Origin of the sequence: Streptomyces huasconensis, assembly GCF_021028635.1 — a bacterium.
In the GTDB taxonomy this organism is placed as follows: Bacteria; Actinomycetota; Actinomycetes; order Streptomycetales; family Streptomycetaceae; genus Streptomyces; species Streptomyces huasconensis.
The window spans coordinates 7,476,819-7,499,994 of sequence record NZ_CP086119.1; the positions used below are offsets into that span (position 1 = coordinate 7,476,819).

At 72.2% G+C, this 23,176-nt stretch carries 25 protein-coding genes; 11 read left to right on the plus strand and 14 right to left on the minus strand.

Annotation, left to right across the window (positions count from 1 at the left end):
- Positions 1–61 precede the first annotated feature (61 nt).
- A complete protein-coding gene (locus J2N69_RS33355) occupies positions 62–757 on the plus strand; it encodes a DUF6766 family protein (protein ID WP_230904044.1) in 696 nt (231 codons plus the stop codon).
- Positions 758–774: 17 nt separating this feature from the next.
- On the opposite strand, the gene J2N69_RS33360 is transcribed toward J2N69_RS33355, so the two are convergent.
- The 4 genes from J2N69_RS33360 to J2N69_RS33375 all read right to left on the minus strand — a co-directional run bounded on the left by J2N69_RS33360 (position 775) and on the right by J2N69_RS33375 (position 3,465).
- Positions 775–1,821: an iron-containing redox enzyme family protein gene (locus J2N69_RS33360; protein ID WP_230904045.1), complete on the minus strand. Its 1,047-nt coding sequence runs from the start codon at positions 1,819–1,821 to the stop codon at positions 775–777.
- Complete coding sequence (locus tag J2N69_RS33365; protein WP_127910088.1) at positions 1,818–2,069, minus strand: CDGSH iron-sulfur domain-containing protein; 252 nt, start codon at positions 2,067–2,069, stop codon at positions 1,818–1,820. The genes J2N69_RS33360 and J2N69_RS33365 overlap by 4 nt, the downstream gene beginning before the upstream one ends.
- Complete coding sequence (locus J2N69_RS33370) at positions 2,053–2,745, minus strand: HemK2/MTQ2 family protein methyltransferase (RefSeq protein ID WP_230904046.1); 693 nt, start codon at positions 2,743–2,745, stop codon at positions 2,053–2,055. The genes J2N69_RS33365 and J2N69_RS33370 overlap by 17 nt, the downstream gene beginning before the upstream one ends.
- 198 nt (positions 2,746–2,943) lie before the next feature.
- Positions 2,944–3,465, minus strand: a complete 522-nt coding sequence (locus tag J2N69_RS33375; protein WP_230904047.1) for a DUF6328 family protein — start codon at positions 3,463–3,465, stop codon at positions 2,944–2,946.
- Positions 3,466–3,596: 131 nt separating this feature from the next.
- Between J2N69_RS33375 and J2N69_RS33380 the strand changes: the two genes are divergently transcribed.
- A complete protein-coding gene (locus tag J2N69_RS33380) occupies positions 3,597–3,830 on the plus strand; it encodes a DUF5133 domain-containing protein (protein WP_127910085.1) in 234 nt (77 codons plus the stop codon).
- A 50-nt stretch (positions 3,831–3,880) separates the two neighbouring features.
- On the opposite strand, the gene J2N69_RS33385 is transcribed toward J2N69_RS33380, so the two are convergent.
- The 3 genes from J2N69_RS33385 to J2N69_RS33395 form a co-directional block, all read right to left on the minus strand.
- Positions 3,881–5,278, minus strand: coding sequence for an NADP-dependent succinic semialdehyde dehydrogenase (locus J2N69_RS33385; protein ID WP_230904048.1), 1,398 nt, complete (start codon positions 5,276–5,278; stop codon positions 3,881–3,883).
- Positions 5,279–5,453: 175 nt separating this feature from the next.
- Positions 5,454–5,870 (minus strand): CBS domain-containing protein, encoded by a 417-nt coding sequence (locus J2N69_RS33390; RefSeq protein ID WP_230904049.1) that lies wholly within the window; start codon positions 5,868–5,870, stop codon positions 5,454–5,456.
- 134 nt (positions 5,871–6,004) lie between these two features.
- Positions 6,005–6,481 carry a nuclear transport factor 2 family protein gene (locus tag J2N69_RS33395; protein ID WP_230904050.1) on the minus strand — a complete coding sequence of 159 codons (477 nt, stop codon included), beginning with the start codon at positions 6,479–6,481 and terminating at the stop codon, positions 6,005–6,007.
- Between the two features lie 172 nt (positions 6,482–6,653).
- On the opposite strand from J2N69_RS33395, the gene J2N69_RS33400 reads away from it, so the two are divergent.
- Positions 6,654–7,205: a TetR/AcrR family transcriptional regulator gene (locus tag J2N69_RS33400; RefSeq protein ID WP_230904051.1), complete on the plus strand. Its 552-nt coding sequence runs from the start codon at positions 6,654–6,656 to the stop codon at positions 7,203–7,205.
- A 29-nt stretch (positions 7,206–7,234) separates the two neighbouring features.
- Positions 7,235–7,672: a nitroreductase family deazaflavin-dependent oxidoreductase gene (locus tag J2N69_RS33405; RefSeq protein ID WP_127909014.1), complete on the plus strand. Its 438-nt coding sequence runs from the start codon at positions 7,235–7,237 to the stop codon at positions 7,670–7,672.
- Between the two features lie 102 nt (positions 7,673–7,774).
- Here the strand turns inward: J2N69_RS33405 and J2N69_RS33410 are convergent, their stop codons facing one another.
- A complete protein-coding gene (locus J2N69_RS33410; protein WP_230904052.1) occupies positions 7,775–8,665 on the minus strand; it encodes a glycoside hydrolase family 19 protein in 891 nt (296 codons plus the stop codon).
- A gap of 236 nt (positions 8,666–8,901) precedes the next feature.
- Between J2N69_RS33410 and J2N69_RS33415 the strand changes: the two genes are divergently transcribed.
- The 3 genes from J2N69_RS33415 (at position 8,902) to J2N69_RS33425 (ending at position 11,159) form a co-directional block, all read left to right on the plus strand.
- Positions 8,902–9,642: a FadR/GntR family transcriptional regulator gene (locus J2N69_RS33415; RefSeq protein WP_230904053.1), complete on the plus strand. Its 741-nt coding sequence runs from the start codon at positions 8,902–8,904 to the stop codon at positions 9,640–9,642.
- Positions 9,635–10,894 (plus strand): CynX/NimT family MFS transporter, encoded by a 1,260-nt coding sequence (locus J2N69_RS33420; protein ID WP_230904054.1) that lies wholly within the window; start codon positions 9,635–9,637, stop codon positions 10,892–10,894. Before J2N69_RS33415 ends, J2N69_RS33420 begins: the two co-directional genes overlap by 8 nt.
- 97 nt (positions 10,895–10,991) lie before the next feature.
- The gene (locus J2N69_RS33425; protein ID WP_408056844.1) at positions 10,992–11,159 is read left to right on the plus strand and encodes a hypothetical protein; all 168 of its coding nucleotides are present in this window, start codon (positions 10,992–10,994) and stop codon (positions 11,157–11,159) included.
- A gap of 85 nt (positions 11,160–11,244) precedes the next feature.
- Here the strand turns inward: J2N69_RS33425 and J2N69_RS33430 are convergent, their stop codons facing one another.
- Both J2N69_RS33430 and bglX read right to left on the minus strand, forming a co-directional pair.
- Positions 11,245–11,433, minus strand: a complete 189-nt coding sequence (locus J2N69_RS33430; protein WP_230904055.1) for an antitoxin — start codon at positions 11,431–11,433, stop codon at positions 11,245–11,247.
- Positions 11,434–11,525: 92 nt separating this feature from the next.
- Positions 11,526–13,877 carry a beta-glucosidase BglX gene (gene bglX / locus J2N69_RS33435; RefSeq protein ID WP_230904056.1) on the minus strand — a complete coding sequence of 784 codons (2,352 nt, stop codon included), beginning with the start codon at positions 13,875–13,877 and terminating at the stop codon, positions 11,526–11,528.
- 184 nt (positions 13,878–14,061) lie between these two features.
- Between bglX and J2N69_RS33440 the strand changes: the two genes are divergently transcribed.
- Entirely contained in the window at positions 14,062–15,963 is a 1,902-nt protein-coding gene (locus J2N69_RS33440; RefSeq protein WP_230904984.1) for an ABC transporter ATP-binding protein, read from the plus strand.
- Positions 15,964–16,044: 81 nt separating this feature from the next.
- Positions 16,045–17,241, plus strand: a complete 1,197-nt coding sequence (locus J2N69_RS33445) for a metallophosphoesterase (RefSeq protein WP_230904057.1) — start codon at positions 16,045–16,047, stop codon at positions 17,239–17,241.
- Here J2N69_RS33445 and J2N69_RS33450 read toward each other — a convergent pair.
- Positions 17,234–18,283, minus strand: a complete 1,050-nt coding sequence (locus J2N69_RS33450; protein ID WP_230904058.1) for a glucose 1-dehydrogenase — start codon at positions 18,281–18,283, stop codon at positions 17,234–17,236. The two genes, J2N69_RS33445 and J2N69_RS33450, sit on opposite strands and share 8 nt — an antisense overlap.
- A 166-nt stretch (positions 18,284–18,449) precedes the next feature.
- On the opposite strand from J2N69_RS33450, the gene J2N69_RS33455 reads away from it, so the two are divergent.
- Both J2N69_RS33455 and ku read left to right on the plus strand, forming a co-directional pair.
- Positions 18,450–19,355: a hypothetical protein gene (locus J2N69_RS33455; protein ID WP_230904059.1), complete on the plus strand. Its 906-nt coding sequence runs from the start codon at positions 18,450–18,452 to the stop codon at positions 19,353–19,355.
- Positions 19,355–20,311: a non-homologous end joining protein Ku gene (ku, locus tag J2N69_RS33460; RefSeq protein WP_230904060.1), complete on the plus strand. Its 957-nt coding sequence runs from the start codon at positions 19,355–19,357 to the stop codon at positions 20,309–20,311. The genes J2N69_RS33455 and ku overlap by 1 nt, the downstream gene beginning before the upstream one ends.
- Before the next feature lie 85 nt (positions 20,312–20,396).
- Here ku and J2N69_RS33465 read toward each other — a convergent pair whose 3' ends face one another.
- The 3 genes from J2N69_RS33465 to J2N69_RS33475 form a co-directional block, all read right to left on the minus strand.
- The gene (locus tag J2N69_RS33465; RefSeq protein WP_230904061.1) at positions 20,397–20,723 is read right to left on the minus strand and encodes a plasmid stabilization protein; all 327 of its coding nucleotides are present in this window, start codon (positions 20,721–20,723) and stop codon (positions 20,397–20,399) included.
- A 107-nt stretch (positions 20,724–20,830) separates the two neighbouring features.
- Positions 20,831–21,871, minus strand: a complete 1,041-nt coding sequence (locus tag J2N69_RS33470) for an SDR family NAD(P)-dependent oxidoreductase (RefSeq protein WP_230904062.1) — start codon at positions 21,869–21,871, stop codon at positions 20,831–20,833.
- Between the two features lie 73 nt (positions 21,872–21,944).
- Complete coding sequence (locus J2N69_RS33475) at positions 21,945–23,129, minus strand: alcohol dehydrogenase catalytic domain-containing protein (protein WP_230904063.1); 1,185 nt, start codon at positions 23,127–23,129, stop codon at positions 21,945–21,947.
- Positions 23,130–23,176 lie beyond the last annotated feature (47 nt).

A 23,176-nucleotide genomic window follows, 5' to 3' on the forward strand; every position in this document is an offset into this window, starting at 1 on the left:
CGTATCTGCTCATGGTGTTCGGCGGGCTCGTCTACTGCGTGGCGCTGGGAGTGATGCAGCGATGACCCGCGACCGGAGCCCTGCCCGGAACTTCCTGCGGGACAACGGACTGACCCTGGCGTTCGGCGCCGGCTTCCTGCTGAGCCTGGCCGGACAGGCGATCGCCGGGCACGCCGACTTCAACAACCGGCTGATTGCCGAGGAACTGCACCCGCTGAGCTTCGGCGGCTATCTCATGACCTCCGACTTCGCCGTCGACGTGACGGAGAACTGGCAGTCCGAGTACCTCCAGTTCTTCCTCTACATCTTCGGCACCGTCTGGCTGCTCCAGCGCGGCTCGCCCGAGTCCAAGGAGCTGCACAAGGCGGGTCCCGAGTCGGACGCGGAGCAGAAGGCGGGAGAGCACGCGGAGCCCACGTCGCCGCGCTGGGCCTCGGCGGGCGGGGCGCGTCAGGCCTGGTACTCCCGTTCCCTCGGCACCCTCATGTGCGCGCTGTTCCTGCTCTCGTGGTTCGCCCAGTCCGTCACGGGCATGGCCGCCTACAACGAAGAGCATCTACGCCAACTCCAGGCGCCCATCGGCTGGTTCGACTACCTGGGCGCCGCCGACTTCTGGTCCCGCACGCTGCAGAACTGGCAGTCCGAGCTGCTCGCCGTGGGGTCGATGGCCATCTTCTCCGTCTACCTGCGCCAACGCGGCTCCCCGGAGTCGAAGCCGGTGGGCTCAGCCCACGGCGCGACCGGCGTCGAGGGCTGAGCGGACGGACGAACGGCTCACGCCGCCGGGGCGTCCGGACCGAGCGCTCCCGGCAGCGGCGCACGCAGCGCGCTGCGCCCCCGCCGCCAGTCGTCCAGGAGACGCGCGCCGAGGCGGTCCTCCAGGAAGCCGGTGGCCCGGACACCGAAGGCCACATCGGCGTCGAGCGCCGGCTCCGCGCTCAGGAGCCCGCCGACCACATCACGGCGCACCACCTGCTCGTGCACGGCGTCCGCCTCCACGTGCTCGTCGTAGAACCGCTGGGCGGCAGGCCCCGCACCGGCCCGGCGCAACGCGTTGGCCAGCCGCCGCGAACCGGGCGAGGAGGTCACCTCGACGGACGCGAAGTGCCCGACCAGCGCGCCGCGCAGGGCGCGGTGCAGACCGAAGAGCGACATGAGGTTGACCGAGGCGAGGGCCTCGGCGGGGGCCGCGTCGACGTAGTGGCCGTACGCCGTCTCCAGGCCGAGATCGGCCATGAGGTCGGCGAAGAGCCGGGCGTGGATCTCCTCCGGCCGCCCCGCGCCGAACTCGTCGTACTCGATCGCCACCATGGCCGCCTTGGCCCGGCCGTGCAGCCGGGGGATGACCCAGGCGTGCGGGTCGGCCTCCTTCAGGTGGTAGAGGGAGCGCAGCGCGGCGTACTCCCTGAGCTGCCACAGCTCTCCGTCGCGCTGAAGGTGGTGGCTGACGCTCGACTCGTCGTGCCCGACCGGCTCCACCAGCAGCGCCGCCAGGGCCTCTTCGGCGCTCTGGTCCGACGGCACGTCGGCGCGCAGGGCCTGAAGGAACCGCTGCTCCAGAGTGTGCCGCAGGGTCAGCAGCCGAGGGTCCCACTCGCGCTCGTCGGGCACACCCTGAAAGCCCTGGTAGTGGAGTTCGTACAGGATGTAGAGGGCGAGCTGGAGGTCGTCCCCGTACGGGTCGGCGCGCTCGGCCTGCTGCTCTCGCGGCGGCGCGACGGGCCCGTCGTACAGCAGCGCGGCGGCGACGGCGTCGGACAGATCGCCGCGCGGAGCCGGGAGTTCGGGGCTGTGGAGGCGGGACTCGACGAAGACCGTCATGACGAGGCCTCCGTTTCCTGCTGGCCGGCCGTACGTGCCCGGCCGCCGTCCGGCTTCACCCGGCGGCGGTGGCTGGTGTCGCACCAGGGGTACGTACGGCTGCGGCGGCAGGTGCAGATCGCCACGGCGAAGCGTCGTGAGGCATGGACGGTGCCGTCGTCACCGACGACCTCGACCGGGCCCTCCACCAGGAGCGGCCCCTCGGGGTCGATCGTGACGCGGCGCGGCTGTTCAGCGGAGTTCGGCACGGACGACCACCAGCTCCTCCCGGTTCTCGTCGTCCCGCAGGAGACCGCGTCGGCGCAGCCAGGCGCGGCGGGAGCGCAGCACGGGCCCGAACGGGATGAACTCCCGTTCCGTGACCTCGGCTTGCATGCCCAGCCCCGCGAGCCGCTCGAGCGTCGCGTCCGCGTCGCACAGCGCGGAGTGCACCATCAGCAGGACGCCACCGGGACGCAGGGCGCGGGGCGCGGCGTCGCAGACGTGGTCCACGAGGGTGCGCCCGGCGGGGCCGCCGTCCCATGCCCGCGCCGCGCCGCGCCGGGGGAGCGGTGAGGGGGAGGGCACGTAGGGCGGGTTGCTGACGAGAAGGTCGTAGGGGCCCTTGGGCAGCGCGGTCCGCAGATCGCCGTGGCGCACGGTCACCGACTGCCCGGCTAGGCGTGCGTTGAGCCGCGCGGTCAGCACCGCCCGCCAGGAGATGTCGACGGCGGTGACGCGTGCGCCGCGCCGGGCCGCCGCGACGGCGAGCGCCCCGGTGCCGGTGCCCAGGTCCAGGACGGAAGTGCTCTCGTCGATGCCTTCGCGGTGCAGGGCGCGGGTCAGGAGTTCGGTGTCGTACTGCGGTGCGTACACACCGGGCGGGGCGAGCAGATGGGCCGGACGGACCGGCGGCGGCATCGACGTCCGCGTCTGCGTGGTCATGCGGCATCTCCCGTCTGTGGGAACTCCACGAGGGGCGTTCCTCCCTCCACACTCCGCCGGTTCGTCGTCGGTCACCACTTGAGACCTCACAGGTAGTGACGTGTCACGAACAGTGCGGATGGCTTCCTGCGTCTGTCCTGCCCCAGGGTGCCCGCCCGGCCGTGATCCACACCTGGCCGGTGGCCGCGTGTGCGCCGGTCAGCCCGCCGACGTGTGCCGGTGCCGCGCCCAGGCGGGCAGCACGAACCAGCACAGCAGGTACCAGGCGACGACTCCGGCCACCAGCCACGGCACGAGGGTGTTGTCGGTGGCGATGCGCAGCACCAGCAGCAGCGCCGCCGTCGATGTGCCGAGCAGCAGGATCAGGCCGGCGAAAGTCAGCCGGGACGCCCACACCACCGCCTGCGGCTTGATCCGGCGGCCCGAGACGATGCGGTGGAAGGAGACGGGGGCGATGAGCGCTCCGGTCGCGGTCGAACCGAGGAGCACGGTCACCACGTAGATCTTCTGGTCGGTGTCGCCCAGCTCCGCGTAGCGCGGTGTGAAGACCACGGTGAGGAGGAAGCCGAACAGGATCTGCACCCCGGTCTGGGCCACCCGAACTTCCTGGATCAGCTCGGTCCAGCGGCGGTCGGCGCGCTCGCTCTCCGTCTCGCGGCGGTCGTCGTCCGTGTGTCCCGTTCCCGCCCCGTCCGGGGGCTTCCCGTGCGACGTGTTCACGCCGCCGAGTCTGCCGACGAACCACGGAAACAACAATTCGGGGCGATGACCGGCCCCCGGCTGATTCGACTGGGCGAGGCGGGGCAGGCGGGGCGTGAGCGACCATGGAACGTGAACCTCAGGAGGCCCTCGTGCTGCTGGCACACCCCGCCGTGCTGGAAGACCTCGTGGAGCGCTACAAGGCCTTGGCGGTGCTGCGCGCCGACCAGGGGAGCGAGGCGGCGCGCCAGGAGTTCGAGGACGTGGCGTACAGCCTGTGCCTGGCCACCGGCACCAGCGACGTCGACGCGGCGCTCGTGGCCGCCAGCCACCGGCTGCCGGGAGCCAGGACGACGGACGATTCGCTGCTGTCCGCCTCGTCCTGAGCGCGACCCGGCTCGTCCCGGCCTTTCCTGGCTCGTCCCGGCCGCGTGCTCTACTCGGCCGGGCCGTGCCAGACCGTCGTGGCGTTGCAGAACTCGCGGATGCCGTGGCCCGAGAGCTCCCGGCCGTAGCCGGAGCGCTTGACGCCGCCGAACGGCAGGCCGGGGTGGGAGGCGGTCATGCCGTTGAAGAAGACGCCGCCCGCCTGGAGGTCCCGTACGCAGCGCGCGATGTCCGCGTCGTCACGGGTCCATACGTTTGAACTCAGCCCGAACGGCGTGTCGTTGGCCAGCGCCACCGCCTCGTCGAGGTCCGCCACGCGGTAGAGCGTGGCCACCGGGCCGAACGTCTCCTCGCGGTGGATGCGCATCCGCGCAGTGATGTCCGCGAGGACGGTGGGGGCGTAATACCAGCCCCGCTCCTGCTCCTTGGGGCGCTGTCCGCCGCAGAGCGCGGTCGCGCCGTGGCCGAGCGCGTCGTCGACGAGTTCCTCCAGGTCGGCGCGGCCCCGCTCGCTGGCGAGCGGACCGACGTCGGTCTCCTCGTCCAGCGGGTCGCCGACCGTCAACTCCCGCATCCCGGCGACGAACCGGTCCCGGAAGGCGTCGTAGACGTCGGCGTGCACGATGAAGCGCTTGGCGGCGATGCAGGACTGGCCGTTGTTCTGCACCCGGGCGGTCACCGCGGTCCGCGCGGCGCGCTCGACGTCGGCGCTCGGCAGCACCAGGTAGGGGTCGCTGCCGCCCAGTTCCAGGACGGTCTTCTTGATCTCGTCGCCCGCCACGGACGCCACCGCGCGGCCCGCGGGCTCGCTGCCGGTCAGCGTCGCGGCGGCCACCCGGTCGTCCCGCAGGATGTCCTCGATGGCGTCCGAGCCGACGAGCAGGGTCTGGAAGCAGCCCTCCGGGTAACCGGCGCGGCGGAAGAGGTCCTCCAGGTAGAGGGCCGTTTGCGGCACGTTCGAGGCGTGCTTGAGCAGGCCGACGTTGCCCGCCATGAGCGCGGGCGCCGCGAAGCGCACGACCTGCCAGAGCGGGAAGTTCCACGGCATCACGGCGAGTACGACCCCGAGCGGGCGGTAGTGGACGACCGCCCGGGACGCCCCGGAGTCCGTCACGTCGGCCTGCGCCGGGTGCTCGTCCGCGAGGAGGCCCTCGGCGTGGTCGGCGTACCAGCGCATGGCCTTGACGCACTTCGCCGCCTCGGCCCGGGCGGCTGTGATCGGCTTGCCCATCTCCGTGGTCATGGTGCGGGCGATGCTGTCGGTGTCCTCCTCCAGCAGGTCGGCGGCCCGGTGGAGCAGACGTGAGCGTTCCTCGAAGCCGGTGCTGCGGTGGTGGCCGTACGCGGCGTGGGCCGCCGCCAGCCGGCGTTCGATCTCCGCGGGCGCGATCGGCTCGAAGGTTTCGAGGGTCTCGCCGGTGGCGGGGTTGACCGTGGCGATGGGCATGCCGTTCCTCCTCGGCCCGGGGCGCCTGGCGCGGCCCGGCTGGTGCGGTGGGGCGGGCGGGGGCGGCGGCCTGCCGCCGTTCCACCCTAGGTCGGCGCATGCCCGCGGGCATGCGGAGAGGCGGAGCGCGCCGCCCGGGCGGGGCCGCGCGCTCCGCCCCGGGCGGCGCGTGCCGTCAGTCGGTGGAGAGGGCCTCCAGGAGCTGTCCGGCCTTGGGGTCGGACAGGGCGCGGGCCGCGTCGGCGAGTGCCACCATGCCCACGAGCCGGTGTCCGTCGATCACGGGCAGTCGGCGGACCTTGTGGCTGGTCATGGTCGCGAAGACCTCGTCGACGCTGTCGTCCGCGCCGATCGTCACGGCCTCGCTCTGCGCGAGTTCCTTCACGAGGACCTTGGCGGGGTCCTTCCCCTTGCCGAGCACCTTGACCACGATGTCCCGGTCGGTGATGACGCCCTTGAGGCGGTCGTCGGTGCCGCAGATGGGCAGGGCGCCGACGCCGAGTTCGGTGAGCTTCGTGGCCGCCTGGGTGACGGTCTCCTCGGCTCCGGCGCATTCGGCGCCCGGCGTCATGATGTCGCGTGCGGTGGTCACGTGGACCTCCTTGGCGGTCGTTGGACGGTCAGGCCCGGTGACCCGGGCCGTTGTCGCCGACCGGGTGCCCCGCGCGGCCGGGACTGACACACGGCTGCCGGGTCCGTTTTCGCCCGATCGGGCCCGGCACCGGTTCACAGGCCCAGCTCGGTGAGGCCGGGGTGGTCGTCGGGGCGGCGGCCGAGCGGCCAGTGGTACAGCCGGTCGGACTCCCGGATGAGCAGGTCGTTGATGCAGGCGTGGCGGGCGCGCATCAGGCCGTCCGCGGCGAACTCCCAGTTCTCGTTGCCGTACGAGCGGTACCACTGGCCGGAGTCGTCGTGCCATTCGTACGCGAAGCGCACCGCGATGCGGTCCTCGGAGTGGGCCCACAGCTCTTTGACGAGGCGGTAGTCGAGTTCGCGGGCCCACTTGCGGGTCAGGAAGGCGACGATGGCGTCGCGCCCGGTGACGAACTCGGCGCGGTTGCGCCAGCGGGAGTCCGCGCTGTAGGCGAGGGCCACCTTCTCGGGGTCGCGGCTGTTCCAGCCGTCCTCCGCGAGACGGACCTTCTCGGCGGCCGACCGCTGGGTGAAGGGCGGGACGGGGGGACGGGCGGTGGTGCTGGTCATGGCTTCCTCCAGGGGGTGCGGGCAGGGGTGAGCGCTTGACCACGAGAGGGAGAACGGTCGTTCTCTCGCGGGGCGCCACCGTAGCGAGAACGACCGTTCTCGCGCAACGCCGCGCAGATGGGACGTAGTAGGGTGGGAGAACGTACGTTCTCGAAGGTCCTTCGGAGGCGCCATGGATCACGCGGAAGCCGAGGCCAGGCTTCTCGACGCCGCGGAGGAGCTGTTCTACGCACGCGGTGTCCAGGCGGTCGGCATGGATCAGGTCCGCGCGGCCTCCGGCGTCTCGCTCAAGCGGCTCTACCAGGTCTTCCCCTCCAAGTCGGAGCTGGTCCGCGCCTGCCTCGACCGCCGTGACCGCCGCTGGCGGGCCAGGCTCGCGGCCCATGTCGAGGCATGCCCCGTGGGCCGGGAGCGGGTGCTCGCCGTCTACGACTGGCTGTACGAGTGGTTCACCGAACCGGACTTCCGGGGGTGTGCCTTCATCAACGCCTACGGAGAGCTGGGCGCCGTCGATCCGGCCGTCGCCGCCGCCGTCAGGGCGCACAAGAGCGCGTTCCACGACTATCTCGCCGGTCTCGTGGCGGCGGCGGGCGGGCCCGAGCGCGTCGTCGCCCCGCTCGTCCTCCTCGCGGAAGGGGCCATGACGGCCGCCGCGATCTCCGGCTCGCCCGAACCGGCACGCCAAGCCCGCCTCGGTGCCGACCAGTTGCTGGCCGCGTCGTAAGCTCCGTGCTTTCGGCCTACGGAGGGGTGATGGCGAAGACGTATCGCATGAACGCCGGCACACGTGTGATCAACCGGGTGTTCCACACGATGACCCGGCTCGGCCTCGGCAAGGGCTACCGCCACAACCTGACGGTGCGTGGCAGGAAGAGCGGCCGTTCCTACTCCACGCCGGTCGACGTGATGGCGCACGGCGACGAGCGCTGGCTCGTCGCCGCCTACGGGGTGAGCCAGTGGGTGCGCAACGCCCGCGCGGCCGGTCAGGTGGGGCTCAGCCGGGGCGGCAGGTCGCGGATGCTCAAGGTGGTCGAGCTGGGGCCCGAGGAGAGCGTGCCGGTGCTGCGGCAGTACTGGCGCGAAGTGCCGGTCACCAGGGCCTACTTCGACGTGACCGACGAGTCGTCGGACGAGGAGTTCGCCGCCGAGGCGGCGCGCCACCCGGTCTTCCGGCTGGAGCCACTGGCGTAAGGCTGTCGTCGGTGGTGTGAGGCTGCCTCCGGCGGCGTGAGGCCGCCTCCGGCGGCGTGACGTACCGGGCGGGCCCGACCCGCGGGCCCGCCCGGACGCGTGTCAGCAGCTCAGGTTCGAGCCGGGCGTGGTGCCCAGGATCTGCGTGAACGCCTTGTACTTGTCGACGCGGCTCTGGACCTGCGCGGGGTTGCCGCCGTTGCACTCCAGGGTGCCGTTGATCGCGCGGATGGTCTCACCGAAGCCGGCGCCGTTGACCATGGCGTTGTGCGGGGTCATGGTGCCGGGGCCGCTCTGGGTGTTCCAGTACCAAAGGCCCGTCTGCCAGGCGATGGCGGGGTTCCGCTCCACCAGCCAGGGGTTGTTGAGCAGGTCGATGCCGAGCGCGTCGCCCGCCGCCTTGTAGTTGAAGTTCCAGCTGAGCTGGATCGGTCCACGGCCGTAGTAGGCGGCTTGTCCGGCGGGGCAGCCGTAGGGCTGGGTCTTGTCGCAGTAGTGGGGGTAGTTGTTCTGGTTCTGCTCGACGACGTGGACCAGGCCGCCCGTCTCGTGGCTGACGTTGGCGAGGAACGCCGCGGCCTCCTGGCGCTTGACGGTGTCGCTGCCGGTGTTGGCGAAGCCGGGGTAGGCCTTGAGCGCGTCGGTCAGGCCCTTGTACGTGTAGAACGAATTCCGGTTCGGGAACATCCGGTTGAACTGGGCCTCGCTGACCACGAAGCCGGACGGATCGGGGTTGCCCGGACCCGTGCCGCCACCACAGGTGCCCTGGTCCGCCCAGACGTCGGAGCGGCCCGGTGTCTCGTTCTGGGTCCACCACTTGGCGGTCCAGTTGTGTCCGTTGTACGAGGCGGACTTGCCGCCGGTGTAGACGGTCGAGGAGCTCCAGGGTGAGGCGCACTCGGCGGCGGACGCCGTGGTGGCGGCCGGGCCCAGGACGATCAGCGCGCCGGTCGCGGCCAGGGCGGCCGCGAGGCTGATGAGGCGTTTGATCATGCGACATCTCCTAACGGGCGGCGCGGGGGCTGGGGCCCGCGCCGCCATGGGGGTGTCGGTGACTCAAGCGAAAATGGTCTGAACCTGTCAAGGTCTAGACCAGCCCTCGAAGGTAAAACCTCGAACGAAATCCGTGCGGCAGGTGCGTCATGCGTCTGCGGCGGCGCTTTTGACAGGCGAAACATGGGATGTTCCCATGTCTAGGGTCCCCTGAGTGAAAGAGAAGGTGCCGACCCATGCCCTTGCGCAGTGCCGCCAGGATCAACCTCGTCGACCTGGTCATCGCCCAGATGGAGAGCCTCATCTCCGACGGCGAGTGGAAGGTCGGGGAGAAGATCCCGGCCGAGCCGCTCCTCGTCGAGCAGCTCGCCGTGGGCCGCAACACCGTGCGGGAGGCGGTCCGGGCGCTCGTGCACACCGGCATGCTCGAACCCCGCCAGGGCGACGGCACGTACGTGCGCGCCAACAGCGACTTCGGGGCGGCCGTGCAGCGCAGACTGCGCAGAGCCGGGGTGCTCGAAGCGTACGAAGTGCGCGCCTGCCTGGAGCGCGACGCCGCCCGTCACGCCGCGGAGCGCCGTACGGAAAAAGACCTCGTGGCGCTGCGGGCCGCTCTCGCCGAGCGCGGGCGGGCGTGGGAGAGCGGCGACACGGCGGCGTTCATCGACGCGGACATGGCCTTCCACCGCACGGTCGCCGAGGCCTCGCACAACGGCGTCCTCGCCGAGCTGTACGGACACCTCAGTGACGTCCTGCGCGAGACGCTCCAGTCGGTCGTCGCCGCCCCCGTGCCCGACGCGGTCCGTCACCAGTTCGACGCCCACCAGGCGATCGTCGACGCCATCGAGGCGCGCGACCCCCAGGGCGCCGAGGCCGCCGTACTCACCCATCTCGCCGAGGGCATGGCCGCACTGCGCGACCAGCCGCTGGACGGCCCGGACTCCGAGCAGAACGACGCGGGAGCAGCACATGAATGACACGGCAGCAGCCGCCCGGGACGCGCAGGGCGGGGGCCCCGCCACCTCCGCGGCGGACCAGGGGCCGACCCGCTCCCGCCGCGCGTTCCTGCTCGCCCTCGGTGTCGTGCTCCTCGCGCTGAACCTCCGCCCCGCCCTCGTCGCCGTCTCCCCGCTCGCCGACACCATCCGCGACGACAGCGGCATGTCGGCCGCCGCCACCAGCCTGCTCACCGCCCTCCCGCTGCTCTGCTTCGGGCTGCTCGCGCCCGTCGCGCCCCGGCTCGGCCGCCGCTTCGGCATGGAGCGCTCGCTGCTCGCCACCATGGCGCTGATCTGCGCGGGCACGGCCCTGCGTCTGCTCGACTCCGTCGCGGCCCTCTTCGCGGGCACCGTCGTCATCGGCGCGGGCATCGCCGTCGCCAACGTCCTGCTGCCCGGCCTGATCAAGCGGGACTTCCCCGCGAAGGCCGGACTGATGACCGGCCTCTACTCGATGTCGCTGTTCGGCGGCGCCGCGCTCGCGGCCGGCGTCACCTTGCCCGTGCAGCAGTCCAGCGGCATGAACTGGCGCACCACGCTGGCTTGTTGGGGCGCCCTCGCGGTCGTCGCGCTGCTCGTGTGGCTGCCGCAGATCCGTTCGCGTACGAGGGTGGGCGCGGCCGCGGCCCGGCAGGCGGCGCATCCCGTACGCGGTCTGTGGCGCTCCCCGCTGGCCTGGCAGGTCACCGCGTACATGGGCCTGCAGTCCCTCAACTACTACGCGGCGGCCGCGTGGTTGCCGACCGTCTTCCAGGACGCCGGCATGGCACCGGGCGACGCCGGCTGGATGCTCTCCTTCTCCTCGCTGCTCGGCATCGCGGGTTCGTTCCTCGCCCCGGTGATCGTCGGCCGGCGGCTGCGCTCGGGCACGCTCTCCGCGCTCGCCGCCGTGCTCTGCGCGCTCGGCTTCGCGGGGCTGCTCGCCGCGCCGGTCGGCGGCGCCTATCTGTGGATGACCCTGCTCGGCCTCGGCCAGGGCGCGGCCATCAGCCTGGCGCTGCTGTTCATCGTGCAGCGGGCGCCCGACGCCCGGCACGCCTCCCAACTCTCCAGCATGGCCCAGTGCTTCGGCTACATCCTCGCCGCCACCGGGCCGACCGTCCTCGGGGTCGTGCACGACGCGTCGCACAGCTGGACGGTGCCGCTCGTCCTGCTGCTGGTCCTGCTCGTGCCGCAGGTCGTCGCCGGACTCGGCGCCGCCAGGGACCGGCACGTGGCGGGCGACGGCTGAGACGGGCGTCGGCCGGCAGGAGCGTTGGCCGCGACGGGCGTCGGCCGACAAGAGCATTGGCCGAGACGGGCGTCGGGGACGCCTCGACGACGAGCCCGTGTCCGCGGTCTCCGTCGTCACCTACGGGCAGGACCACGCCTTCCCCGGCTTCCACCTCGTCCGCCCCGACCGGCGCGGCCGCGGCTTCGGCCTCGCCACGTGGCGGACGGGCCTGAAGCATGCCGCGGGCCGCACGGTTGGCCTGGACGGCGTCCCCGCCCAGTAGGGCAAACTGGGCTGGCGCTCAGGAACGACGCCGCGGGGCCAGGGATGGGCATCCCCTGGCCCGCGGCGCTCCGGCGTTCGCGTCACTACCGGGGAGGCTCCTGGCCCTGATCGCCGCCGAACCGATTCTTCAGGTGGTCCTGCGCGGTGTCGACCTGACCGCTGTACTTGCCCTGGGTCTTGCCGTCGACGAAGTCGCCGGCCTTGTCGATGCCCTGGCCGGCCTTGTCCTCGTGGCCCTTGAGCATCTGCTTGAGCTTGTCCATCACAGACATCGTCGGCCTCCTAGGTGTGAGCCGTCCTTCCCAGCATGCGGGCTCATCCGGCTCACCGCATCTCGTCCCTCGCCGGGCGGCCGCCTCCTCCGTCAGGTGATCGTCAGCCTCCGCCTGGCCGTGGCCCGCGAGCTGCCGCCCACGTAGAGGTCCACCGCGCCCTCCTCGACGCGGAACTCCCCGTCCGGCGCGTTGGTCCAGAAGCCGAGGTCGTCGGCGCCGATCCGGAAGCGGACCGTGCGGGACGCGCCGGGCTCCAGCGTGACCCGGCGGAAGCCCCGCAGCTTGCGTACCGGTTGCGTGATGCTCGCGGTGAGGTCATGGACGTACAGCTGGACGACCTCGTCGCCCGCCCGGTCCCCGGTGTTCGTGACGCTCACCGAGACCTCCAGGGTGTCGCCCTCGCGCAAGGCACGCGCCGCGATCCGCTCGCGGCTCAGCCTCGGCTCGCCGACGGCGAACGTCGTGTAGCTCAGGCCGTGGCCGAACGGGAACTGCGGGTCGGGGGGCAGGTCCAGGTACTTCGAGGAGTACTTGTTGCCGGCGTCGTAGGGGCGGCCCGTCGACTCGTGGTTGTAGTGGACTGGGATCTGGCCGACCGCGCGCGGGAACGACACGGGCAGCTTGCCCCCGGGGACGACCTCGCCGAACAGCACGTCGGTGATGGCGTTACCCGCCTCCAGACCCGGATGCCAGGCCTCCAGGACGGCGGGGGCCGCGTCCAGCCAGCCGCTCATGGTCAGCGGACGGCCGTTGACGAGGACGACCACGAACGGCTTCCCGGTCGCGGCGACGGCGGCCACCAGCTTCTCCTGCCCGCCGGGCAGGCCGATGTCGCTGCGCGACGCCGCCTCACCGCTCAGCGCGGGCGGCTCCCCGACCACCACCACGGTCACGTCGGCCGCCTTCGCCGCGGCCACCGCCTCCGGAATGCCGCCCATGTCCGCGCCCTCGGCGTCCACACCACGCGCGTACGTCACCTTCGCGCCCGGAGCCGCGCGCCGGACGGCGTCCAGGACCGTCACCGAGGGGTACTTCTTCACGGCTTCCGGGAACGACCAGGTGCCGAGGAGGTCGTCGGAGTCACCGAACGGGCCGACGACCGCGAGGGACCGGACGGACGGCTTCAGCGGAAGCACCTTGCCCTTGCCTCCCGGGTGACCCCTGCCCGCCGGGTGATCGTCGTTCTTCAGGAGGACCATCGAGCGCGCGGCCGTCTTGCGGGCCGCCTCGCGCGTGGCGGCGGTCGGCCCGTGGATGGCGTCGCCCTCATCGACGTACGGATCGTCGAAGAGCCCGAGGTCGAACTTGAGGCGCAGGACGCGGGCGACCGCGTCGTCGAGCCGGCGGCCGTCGATCTTCCCCTCGCGCAGCAGCTTCTTGCCGTACGTGACCAGGTGCGTGCTGGTCATCTCCATGTCGACGCCCGCGTCGAGGGCGAGGCGGGCCGCCGCGGCGCCGTCCTCGGCGAACCCGTGCGGGATCAGCTCCTGGACGCCGCTCCAGTCGCTGACGACGACCCCGTCGAAGCCCCACTCCTTCTTCAGGATGTCGGTCAGCGTGTGGGAGTTGCCGTGCGCGGGGACGCCGCTGATGGTGTTGAAGGAGGCCATCACCGTGGCCGCGCCGGCTTCCAGCGCCGCCTTGAACGGCGGCAGGTAAAGATTGCGCAGGCGCGACTCCGAGACGTCCACGGTGTTGTAGTCGCGGCCGCCCTCGGCACCGCCGTAGGCGACGAAGTGCTTGGCGCAGGCGGCGACGCGGTTCCGCGCGCCATAGGCCGCGGAGCCACCCTCGCCAGGATCGCCCTGGTAACCCCGCACCTTCGCCGTGGCGAAGGCCGCCGTCAGGTAGGGGTCCTCGCCGTTGCTCTCGGCGACGCGGCCCCAGCGCGGCTCGTGCGTCACGTCCATCATCGGCGAGAACGTCCAGTGCACGCCGTTCGAACGCGCCTCCGCGGCCGAGACCTCGCCGTCCGTCCGCGCCACGTCCGGGTCGAAGCTCGCGGCCTGCGCCAGCGGGACCGGGAACGTCGTCCAGCAGCCGTGGATGACGTCGAGCCCGAAGACCAGCGGAATCCCGAGCCGGGACTCCTCGACGGCGACGCGCTGGAGGGCGTTGGTTGTCCTCGCGCCGAAGATGCTCAGGACGGAGCCGAGCCGGCCCGCGCGAGCCTCCTCCTCGGCCTTCGCGGCGGCTTCGGACGCGCCGCCACCGGGACCCGTGTCCCAGCCCCACGGCAACTGCTGGAGCTGCCCCAGCTTCTCTTCGACAGTCATACGGTCCAGCAGCTGCCGGACGCGGTGGTCGTGGGGTCCGGGGGCCGGTCCCGGGCGGCCGGGCGCGGCGTGCGCGGGGCCCGTCCCCGCTGCCCCGGCGGCGCCCACCGCGGCCGTCGTGGCGCCGATCGCGGACAGCAGAGTACGCCTTCGTACATCACGCATGCGTTCGCCTTCTCACCTCGGGGCGGGGCCAACTTCTGGAGCGGCCGCAAGAGTTGAAGCGAAAGTACGTTCCTGGTACACCCGGGTCAACAGACGCGGCAGGGGGCGGAGCGACGAGAGTCGCGCGTGCGGGTGAACCCTTGACCTCAAGTTTGGTCGAGGTCTTAACGTTCCCCTCATGAGCATGGAAGTCACCGCCTGGAGTCAGCTGCACAGCGTCATGAACGCGCAGCAGGACCGTCGTCCCTTCGCCCGCGCCACCCTGCGCCGCATCGGCGCCTTCGCGCGGCCCCACCGCCGCCGCATCTGGTACTTCGTGCTCCTGAGCGTCGTCACCGCGCTGCTGGCCGTCGCCACACCCGTCCTGGCCGGCGGAGTCGTCAACGCCATCGTCTCCGGCGCCGACTCCTCGACCGTCGTGCGCTACGCCCTGCTGATCGCCGCCATCGCGCTCGCCGAGGCCGGACTCGGCCTGCTCAGCCGCTGGCTGTCGGCGAACCTCGGCGAGGGCCTCATCCTCGACCTGCGCACCGCCGTCTTCGACCACGTCCAGCGCATGCCCGTCGCCTTCTTCACCCGCACCCGCACAGGCGCCCTGGTCAGCCGCCTGAACAACGACGTGATCGGCGCCCAGCGCGCCTTCAGCAACACGCTCTCCGGCGTCGTCGGCAACATCGTCACCCTGCTGCTCACCCTCGCCGTCATGCTCACGCTCTCGTGGCAGATCACCCTGCTCGCGCTCGTCCTGCTGCCCGTCTTCATCGTGCCCGCCCGCCGCATGGGCGCCCGCATGGCCAAGCTCCAGCGGGAGGCCGCGCACCACAACGCCGCCATGGGCACGCGCATGACCGAGCGCTTCTCCGCGCCCGGCGCCACCCTGATCAAGCTCTTCGGCCGGCCCGGCGACGAGTCCGCCGAGTTCGCCGCGCGAGCCCGCCGGGTGCGGGACATCGGCGTACGCACCGCCATGGCGCAGTCCGCGTTCATCACCGCGCTCACGCTGGTCTCGGCGCTCGCCCTCGCCCTCGTCTACGGCCTCGGCGGTTACTTCGCGCTGGAGGGCACGCTGGAGGCCGGCGCCATCGTCTCGCTCGCCCTGCTGCTGACCCGGCTGTACGCGCCGCTGACGTCCCTGGCGGGGGCGCGCGTCGAGGTGATGAGCGCCCTCGTCAGCTTCGAGCGGGTCTTCGAGGTCCTCGACCTGAAGCCGCTCATCGAGGAGAAGCCGGACGCCGTACCGGTCCCCGACGGGCCCGTGGCCGTCGAGTTCGACGACGTCCGCTTCGCCTACCCGGCGGCGGACAAGGTCTCCCTCGCCTCCCTCGAAGAGGTCGCCGCCCTCGACACCCGGGGAGGCGAAGAGGTCCTGCACGGCGTGTCGTTCCGCGCCGAACCCGGCCAGACCGTCGCCCTCGTCGGTTCCTCCGGAGCGGGCAAGTCGACCATCGCCCAACTGCTGCCGCGGCTGTACGACGCCGACGAGGGAACCGTGCGGATCGGCGGCATCGACGTACGGGACCTGTCCGCCGCCTCCATGCGGGCCACCCTCGGCATGGTCACCCAGGACGGCCACCTCTTCCACGAGTCCATCCGCGACAACCTGCTCCTCGCCCGGCCCGGCGCGAGCGAGGACGAACTGTGGGACGTGCTGCGCCGCGCCCGGCTCGACGACCTCGTGCGCTCCCTGCCCGACGGCCTGGACACCGTGGTCGGCGAGCGCGGCTACCGGCTCTCCGGCGGCGAGCGGCAGCGGATGACCATCGCGCGGCTGCTCCTCGCCCGCCAGCGAGTCGTCATCCTGGACGAGGCGACGGCCCACCTCGACAACACCTCCGAGGCCGCCGTCCAAGAGGCCCTCGGTGAGGCCCTCGCCGGCCGCACCGCCGTGGTCATCGCCCACCGGCTGTCGACCGTGCGCTCCGCCGACCTCATCCTCGTCGTCGAGGCCGGACGGATCGTGGAGCGCGGCACGCACGAGGAACTCCTCGCGCTGGACGGGCGGTACGCCGAGCTGTACCGGACGCAGTTCGCCAAAGGGACGGACGGGACGGCCGGGGCGCAGATCGCGGACACCGCGGCGGTCTGAGGCGCCGCCCGTGGCCGGACGTCCACCAGGAGTTCATCGGACCCCCACCAACCTCACGCCCCGCCGTGAGAGAAACCCCCCATGTGCGACGACGAGTTGATACCGCCGAGCGCGGACATGACGGAGGAACAGTGGCTGCGGGCGGACCCGGCCCTCGCCGAAGGACCGGTGGGGGAGCGGGTCCGCGCCATGCGGGCGCCCCGGCGGCGGGCCGTGCTCGGCGGCGTGGTCGCGGGGGCCGCGGCGCTGACGGTCCTGCCGGGCGGCGGGACGCGGGCCGCCGCGGCCGCACGCGACGGGAAGTTCCCGCTGCCGGCCGCGCCGAACCGGTCCGGGGAGTACGCGGTGCTCCTCACCGGTGACGCCGGTACGGGCGAGGAAGCGCAGCACGCGGTGGCCGCCGCGGCGCGTGAGGTCTGCCGCGCCGAGAAGGTCTCCCTGGCGGTCGGCCTCGGCGACAACATCTACGAGAACGGCCCCGAGTCCGACCACGACTCGGAGTTCCGCACCAAGTTCGAGGACCCCAACTCCGGTCTGGACATGCCGTGGTTGATGGTCCTCGGCAACCACGACTGCTCCGGCCTGATCCCGGGCAGCGGCGGCGACCCCTCGCGCGGCGACCGCGAGGTCTCGTACGCCAAGGGCTCCCCCCGCTGGTACATGCCGAGCCGCTACTACAACGTCGCGCTGCCCGCGGCCGACGGGGGCGGCCCGCTGGTGGAGTTCTTCGCCCTCGACACCAACCCCGTCTCCTCGTACGTCGCCCAACTCGACCCGCACTACCGGTGGGACGGCCCCTACATGCGCGAGCAGCGCAGGTGGCTGGAGGGCGCGCTCACGGCGTCGCGGGCGCGCTGGAAGATCGTCCTCGGGCACCACCCCTACCTCAACAACGGCAAGCACGGCAGCGCCGGTTCGTACGACGGCTTCGTGATCGGCCACTACACCAGCGGCATCCACCTCAAGGAGCTGTACGAGGAAGTGGTGTGCGGGCGCGCCGACCTGATCCTGTCCGGGCACGACCACACGCTGCAGATCCTGGAGCCGACCACCCGCACCGGCGGCACGCGGCAGATCGTGTGCGGGGCCGCCGCCAAGGCCGGTGACGGCAGAGCCCACTTCGGCCACCCGGCCGCCTGGCAGAACTTCTCCGACCACGGCTTCATGGTCCTGAAGGTGTCCGGACGGGCGATGGCCGTCGACGCGTACACGGTCGACGTCGCCACCCGCACGGCTCGCCTCGCCCACAGCGTCCGCACGGCGGCCGTCCTCAGGTGAGGGTGATGGCGACCTTGATGTCGTCGTCCTGCGGGGTGAAGGCCTCGGCGGCGCGCTCCAGCGGCACGCGCCTGGTGATCATCCGCTCCAGCCAGGCGCGGTCCGCCTTGGCCAGGGCCTCGGCGCCCTGGTGGTAGTGGCGGAGGTTCGCGTTGACGGAGCCCACGACCACGTCGTTCTCCAGGACCAGGTCCCGGTTGATCGAGCCGGCGTCCACCGACAGCTTCCGCCCCGCGGGCGAGACGCCGGTCAGGCACACGACCCCGTACGTCGCGGTGCCCGCCATCGACGCGAAGACCAGGGAGCCCGCTCCGGTGGCCTCGATCACCACGTCGGGGCGGAGCGCCGAGGTCACCTCGCCGATGTCCTCGCTGTGGTACGTCGCGCCGAGCCCCGCGACCAGGTCCGGCTTCGGACCCCGGCTCACCTGGTCGAGTACGTGGACGTCCAGGCCGCGCTGCACGCCCAGCAGCGCCGCGAGCAGGCCGATCGGGCCCGCCCCGGTCACCAGCGCCCGGCGCGGCTCGAACCACGCCCGGCCGCCGACCCGCTCCACCTGCTCCCAGGCCTTGGCCACCACCGTGGCCGGCTCCAGCAGCATCCCGACCGACTCCAGGCCGGGGTCGAGGCGTACGGCGTACTCGCTCTCCACGGTCCATGCCTGGCTGGCGTAGCCGTGGCGCTCCTTGATGCCGCGCTCGGTGTAGCGGCCGTTGCGGCACATGTCGAACTCGCCGTGCGCGCAGGCCCCGCACGGCTCCGGGTCCGGACGCCGCACCACTCCGACCACCAGGTCACCGGCGGCGAACCCGCTGCCCTGCGGCGCCTCGCGCACCCGGCCCAGTGACTCATGGCCGAGGATCAGCCGGTCCTCGCCGGGCGGGGCCCATCCGTAGTCGCCCGCGACGATCTCCTTGTCGGTGCCGCACACCCCGACCGCCACCCCGTCCACCAGTAGTTCACCGGCGCCGGGGACGGGATCGGGGACGTCGCGCACGGCGAGGGAGCCGGCGGACGACGGACGGACGGTGACGGCGCGCATAGGCATCTCCCGGTTGTGCTGTGTCCCCCTGTGCTGTCGTTTCTCGCTTTTCACCGGATCAGCGGTCGAAACCGGACGAGGCGGGTTTTGGGTCCACCGGCATCCCGGAACAATCACCACATAACTGGCCCAGCATGACAAAGCGACGGGGAGGAAGGGGGCGGCCGTGGACCTGGAGACCGTCGCCGACGAGCTGTACGGGCTGCGGCCGGACGAGTTCACCGCCGCCCGGGACCGGCACGCGGCACAGGCCCGCGAGGACGGCGACCGTGCCCTGGCCGAGCAGATCAAGGGCCTGCGCCGCCCCAGCCTCGCCGCCTGGGCCAGCAACCTCCTCGTACGCGAGCAGCCCGGCGAAGTGGAACCGCTCGTCCAATTGGGTGACGGACTGCGCCAGGCGCACCGCGGCCTGGACGGGGAGCGGCTGCGCGAACTGTCCCGGCAGCAGCACGCCCTGATCCACGCGCTGGCGAGCCAGGCCGCGGGGCTCGCCGAGGAGGCCGGCCACCCACTCGGCGAAGGCGCCAGGCGCGAGATCGAAGAGACCCTGCACACGGTCCTCGCCGACGAGCGGGCCGCCCGGGCCTGGGCCTCGGGGCGCCTCACCAAGGCGCTCAGCGGGGCCACCGGGTTCGACGTCGTCGCGGCCGCCGACGATGCCGCCCCACCGCGCCGGGCCCCGGCCAAGCCCTCACCCGGTGGGCGGGACGAGCGGGCCGAGGAGCGGCGGCGGCAGAAGCTCGCCGAGGCCCGCCGGGACGCGGCGGAGGCAGAGCGGCGGCTCCGGGACCGCGAGAAGGAGGCCGCGGCGGCCGACCGCGCCGCGGAGCAGGCCGGAAAGCGGACGGAAGAGCTGGAGCGGCGCCTCCAAGAACTCGCCCGGGAGCGCGAGCGGACCGAGGAGCGGCACCGCGGCGCCCGCGCCGAGGAGCGCGCGGCGCGGGACCGGGCGCGGGCGGCCGAGCGCGCGGTGCGCGAGGCCGTCGGCCGCGCCGGGACCGCCGCCGCGCTCGTCGAGCGGCTGACCGGCGAGAGACGTGACCACCGGGGGGCCGAAGGAGGCGATGGGTGATGGCGAGATCGATCTGGAGCGGCGTGCTGACCTTCGGGCTGGTCACGGTCCCCGTCGGCCTGTTCACGGCCACGGAGGACCACACCGTCCACTTCCACCAGCTCGAACGCGGCACCGGCGACCGCATCCGCTATAAGCGGATCAACGAACGCACCGGCGAAGAGGTCGACAGCCGCGACATCGTCAAGGGATACGACCTCGGGGACGGCGAGTACGTCGTCATCGAACCGGAGGAGCTGGACGACATCGCCCCGGGCAAGTCGAAGGTGGTCGACATGACCGGCTTCGTCGACCTCGACCAGATCGAACCCGTCTACTTCGACCGGACCTATTACGTCGCGCCGCGCGGCAAGGAGTACCTCAAGGTCTACGAACTGCTGCGCGCCGCCCTCGCAGAGGCGAACAAGGCGGGGATCGCCACCTTCACGATGCGCGGCAAGCAGTACCTGACCGCGCTGCGCGCCCAGGAGAACGTCCTGGTCATGCACACCATGCGCTGGGCCGACGAGGTGCGGGACCCGCGCGAGGAGGTCGCGGCCCTGCCCGACCGGCGCCAGAAGGTCACGTCCCGCGAACTGAAGACCGCGCGGCAGCTGATCGACGCGCTCACCGTCGACTGGCACCCCGAGGACTACCACGACACGTTCGAGGAGCGCGTCAAGGAACTCGTCGAGGCCAAGCGCGAGGGCAAGGAGATCGTCGGCGAGGCGGGCCCGCCGGAGGCCACCAACGTCATCGACCTGATGTCGGCCCTGCAGCAGAGCGTCGAACGCAACCGGGCGAAGAGCGGCACCGCGCGGCCCCGGGAACGGGAACGGGAGCGGCAGGAGGACGTCTCCGGGCTCACCAAGAGCGAGCTGTACCGGCGCGCGACCGACGCGAAGATCCCGGGCCGCTCGAAGATGACCCGCGAGCAGCTGATCGAGGCGCTCGGCAAGGGGCGGGCCGCGGCCTGAACGCGGCGGCGGGTGTTCACGGCGGCGGACACCCGCCGTGAACACCCGTACACCCGTGAACGCTACGGCCGTGGACGGCCTTCGCTCAGCGCCCGAGCGCCTTCTTCAGCTGCTGCTTGTTCATCGAGGAACGGCCGTCGATGTTCTTCTTCTTGGCCTCCTCGTAGAGCTGGTCCTTGGTGGGCCCCTGCGAGCCGCTGTGCGAGCGCTCCCCGCCCCGCTGCGACGCGGACTTCGGGTCCTTCAGCGAGGTCTTGCTCGCCGTCTTGGACTCTCCGGAGCGGGCCCGCTCCTTGTTGACCGTACGGGCCGCCATCTCCTTGGCCCGGCCCTTGGAGGCGCCGCGTTCCTCGGCGCTCTCCTTGATGTGCTCGTACTGGCGTTCACGCTTGTTGCTGGCTCCAGCAGGCATGGTGACCTCGCTCTCTCATGGCCACGGGGGTCACTCGCGGACTCCGCGCGGCCTCCTTTCGGGCATGTCGCCCAGCTTTTCCGGTCCCCCTGCGACGAGTGCCGGGTTCACCCTCCTCGGGTGTCCCGGTCCCGTTCGTTGTACGCGTCGGCGGCTCGTTCGTTCAGCGCGCTCCCGGCCCGCTGGACGGTCCGCGCCACCGGCCCCCGCGGCGGGTCGATGTCCTCGCCCGCGCGCATGCCGTGGGGGTGCGCGGGCGCGCGCGGCAGCAGGCGTGCCGCGAGCCCGCTCAGCCGGGTGGTGGTCGCCGGGGCGATCCCGTGCGCCAGGTCGGCGGCGCGCGCCGCGGGCGTGAGGACCAGGCGGGCCCGGCGCCGGACGGTGGCACGCACGATCCGCTCCGCCGCCTGCCGCGCGCTCATCGACACCAGCGGGGTGCTCGCCACCGTGGAGAACCACCCGTACTCCTGCCGCTGCGCGCCGCCGAACATGGCGTGCAGATGGGACCCCGTACGCATCAGACCGGGGTACACGGCCGTCACGCTCACCTCGGTCCCCGACATCTCGGCCCGCAGCCCCTCGGCCAGCGTGCCGACCGCGGACTTGGCGCACGCGTACGGCACCAGATGCGGGACACCCAGCAGCCCGCCCACGGAGGAGATGAGCGCGAGGCGCCCGCCGCTCGCGCTCTCCTTGAGGTGGGGGAGGGCTTCGAGGGAGGTGTGCAGGGCCGCGTGGAAGATCGACCGCATCGCGTCGTCGAAGTCCGCCGCGTCCAGGGACTCCACCGGGGCGACCTGGATGATGCCGGCGTTCGCGATGACGAGGTCGACGCCGCCGCAGGCGTCCCGGGTGGCGGTGAAGAGATCCCGTACGTCGGCCTGTTCACGCAGGTCGCAGACCGCCGTACGGACGGTCGCCCCGGGCTGCCTTTGGAGGAGCTTGGCGCGCGCCCGGTCGAGTTCGGCGCCGTCGCGCGCGGCGAGCGTGACGGCGCAGCCCCGGGCGGCCAGCCGGTCCGCCAGGAGGAGCCCGAGCCCCCGGGAGCCGCCGGCCACGACGGCCGACTGCCCGTGCAGGCTGTCGGTGCCCCGGCCGCCGACGCCCCGGCCGGGGAAAGGTGATGCCTGGCCCACTGCGGCCTCCATGGATCGCTCGGTTCGTGCAAGCCGGTCAGATGAACGGCCCGTCAGACGTGCGGCCGGTCAGACGTGCGGCCGGTCACGGCCGGAGGAGTGTCTTGATCATGTCGTCCTCCTTCGCCTGGAACGTCGCGTACGCCTTCGGACCCTCCTCCAAGGAGAGGTGGTGGGTGGCGAAACCGTCGACGCCGAGCGGGTCGTCGTCGGTCAGCAGCGGCAGGATGTCGTCGACCCAGCGCTTGACGTTGGCCTGGCCCATGCGCAGCTGGAGCTGCTTGTCGAACATGGTCAGGAGCGGCATCGGGTCGGCTGCGCCGCCGTACACCCCGGAGAGGGAGATCGTGCCGCCCCGGCGCACGAGGTCGATCGCCGCGTACAGGGCGCCCAGCCGGTCGACGCCCACCTTCTCCATGACCTTGGCGCCGACGGCGTCCGGCAGCATGCCCACGCCCCACTGCGCGGCCTTGACCAGCGGCGCGCCGTGCGCCTCCATGCCGACGGCGTCGATGACGGCGTCCGTGCCACGCCCCTTCGTCAGGTCGCGCACCGCGTCACCGAGGTCCTTGCCGTGGCGGCGCAGATCCAGGGCCTTGACGCCGTCCCGCGCCGCCCTGCTCAGCCGCTCGGGGACCAGGTCGACGCCCACCACCAGGCTCGCCCCGCGGTGCAGGGCGATACGGGCGGCCATCGCGCCGATCGGCCCGAGGCCCAGCACCGTCACGGTGCCGCCGGGCGGGATGGCGGCGTACTCCACGGCCTGCCAGGCGGTGGGCAGGACGTCGGAGAGGTACACGAACCGGTCGTCGGGCGGGCCCTGGGGGACCTTGATCGGCAGGGTGTTGCCGAACGGCACCCGCAGCAGCTCCGCCTGACCGCCGGGCACCTGCCCGTACAGCTTCGTGTAGCCGAAGAGCGAGGCGCCCGTGCCCTGGTCGCGGTTCTGCGTCGTCTCGCACTGGGAGTGCAGACCGGCGTCGCACATGAAGCAGTCGCCGCACGACACGTTGAACGGCACCACGACCCGGTCGCCCACGGCCAGCTCCGTCACCCCGGGACCGATCTCCTCGACGATGCCCATGGGCTCGTGGCCGAGGATGTCACCGGCGTCCAGATACGGGCCCATCACCTCGTACAGGTGCAGGTCCGATCCGCAGATGCCGGTGGAGGTGACGCGGACGATGATGTCGGTCGGCTCCTTCAGCACCGGGTCCGGTACGGTCTCGACCCGCACGTCGCGCCTGCCGTGCCACGTCAGTGCCCGCATGACTCTCTCCTTGTGGCAACTGGTGATGAATGGATGGGGACCAAGAG

Bases quoted from the DNA above. Each gene is read 5' to 3' on its own strand.
- J2N69_RS33395 (WP_230904050.1), bottom strand. From the start codon at position 6,481: ATGACCAGCACCACCGCCCGTCCCCCCGTCCCGCCCTTCACCCAGCGG.
- J2N69_RS33370 (WP_230904046.1), bottom strand. From the start codon at position 2,745: ATGACCACGCAGACGCGGACGTCGATGCCGCCGCCGGTCCGTCCGGCC.
- J2N69_RS33470 (WP_230904062.1), bottom strand. From the start codon at position 21,871: ATGGAGGCCGCAGTGGGCCAGGCATCACCTTTCCCCGGCCGGGGCGTC.
- J2N69_RS33355 (WP_230904044.1), top strand. From the start codon at position 62: ATGACCCGCGACCGGAGCCCTGCCCGGAACTTCCTGCGGGACAACGGA.
- J2N69_RS33410 (WP_230904052.1), bottom strand. From the start codon at position 8,665: ATGATCAAACGCCTCATCAGCCTCGCGGCCGCCCTGGCCGCGACCGGC.
- J2N69_RS33385 (WP_230904048.1), bottom strand. From the start codon at position 5,278: ATGCCCATCGCCACGGTCAACCCCGCCACCGGCGAGACCCTCGAAACC.
- J2N69_RS33445 (WP_230904057.1), top strand. From the start codon at position 16,045: ATGTGCGACGACGAGTTGATACCGCCGAGCGCGGACATGACGGAGGAA.
- J2N69_RS33405 (WP_127909014.1), top strand. From the start codon at position 7,235: ATGGCGAAGACGTATCGCATGAACGCCGGCACACGTGTGATCAACCGG.
- J2N69_RS33415 (WP_230904053.1), top strand. From the start codon at position 8,902: ATGCCCTTGCGCAGTGCCGCCAGGATCAACCTCGTCGACCTGGTCATC.
- J2N69_RS33400 (WP_230904051.1), top strand. From the start codon at position 6,654: ATGGATCACGCGGAAGCCGAGGCCAGGCTTCTCGACGCCGCGGAGGAG.
- J2N69_RS33475 (WP_230904063.1), bottom strand. From the start codon at position 23,129: ATGCGGGCACTGACGTGGCACGGCAGGCGCGACGTGCGGGTCGAGACC.
- J2N69_RS33430 (WP_230904055.1), bottom strand. From the start codon at position 11,433: ATGTCTGTGATGGACAAGCTCAAGCAGATGCTCAAGGGCCACGAGGAC.
- J2N69_RS33450 (WP_230904058.1), bottom strand. From the start codon at position 18,283: ATGCGCGCCGTCACCGTCCGTCCGTCGTCCGCCGGCTCCCTCGCCGTG.
- bglX (WP_230904056.1), bottom strand. From the start codon at position 13,877: ATGCGTGATGTACGAAGGCGTACTCTGCTGTCCGCGATCGGCGCCACG.
- J2N69_RS33420 (WP_230904054.1), top strand. From the start codon at position 9,635: ATGAATGACACGGCAGCAGCCGCCCGGGACGCGCAGGGCGGGGGCCCC.
- J2N69_RS33440 (WP_230904984.1), top strand. From the start codon at position 14,062: ATGGAAGTCACCGCCTGGAGTCAGCTGCACAGCGTCATGAACGCGCAG.
- ku (WP_230904060.1), top strand. From the start codon at position 19,355: ATGGCGAGATCGATCTGGAGCGGCGTGCTGACCTTCGGGCTGGTCACG.
- J2N69_RS33360 (WP_230904045.1), bottom strand. From the start codon at position 1,821: ATGACGGTCTTCGTCGAGTCCCGCCTCCACAGCCCCGAACTCCCGGCT.
- J2N69_RS33465 (WP_230904061.1), bottom strand. From the start codon at position 20,723: ATGCCTGCTGGAGCCAGCAACAAGCGTGAACGCCAGTACGAGCACATC.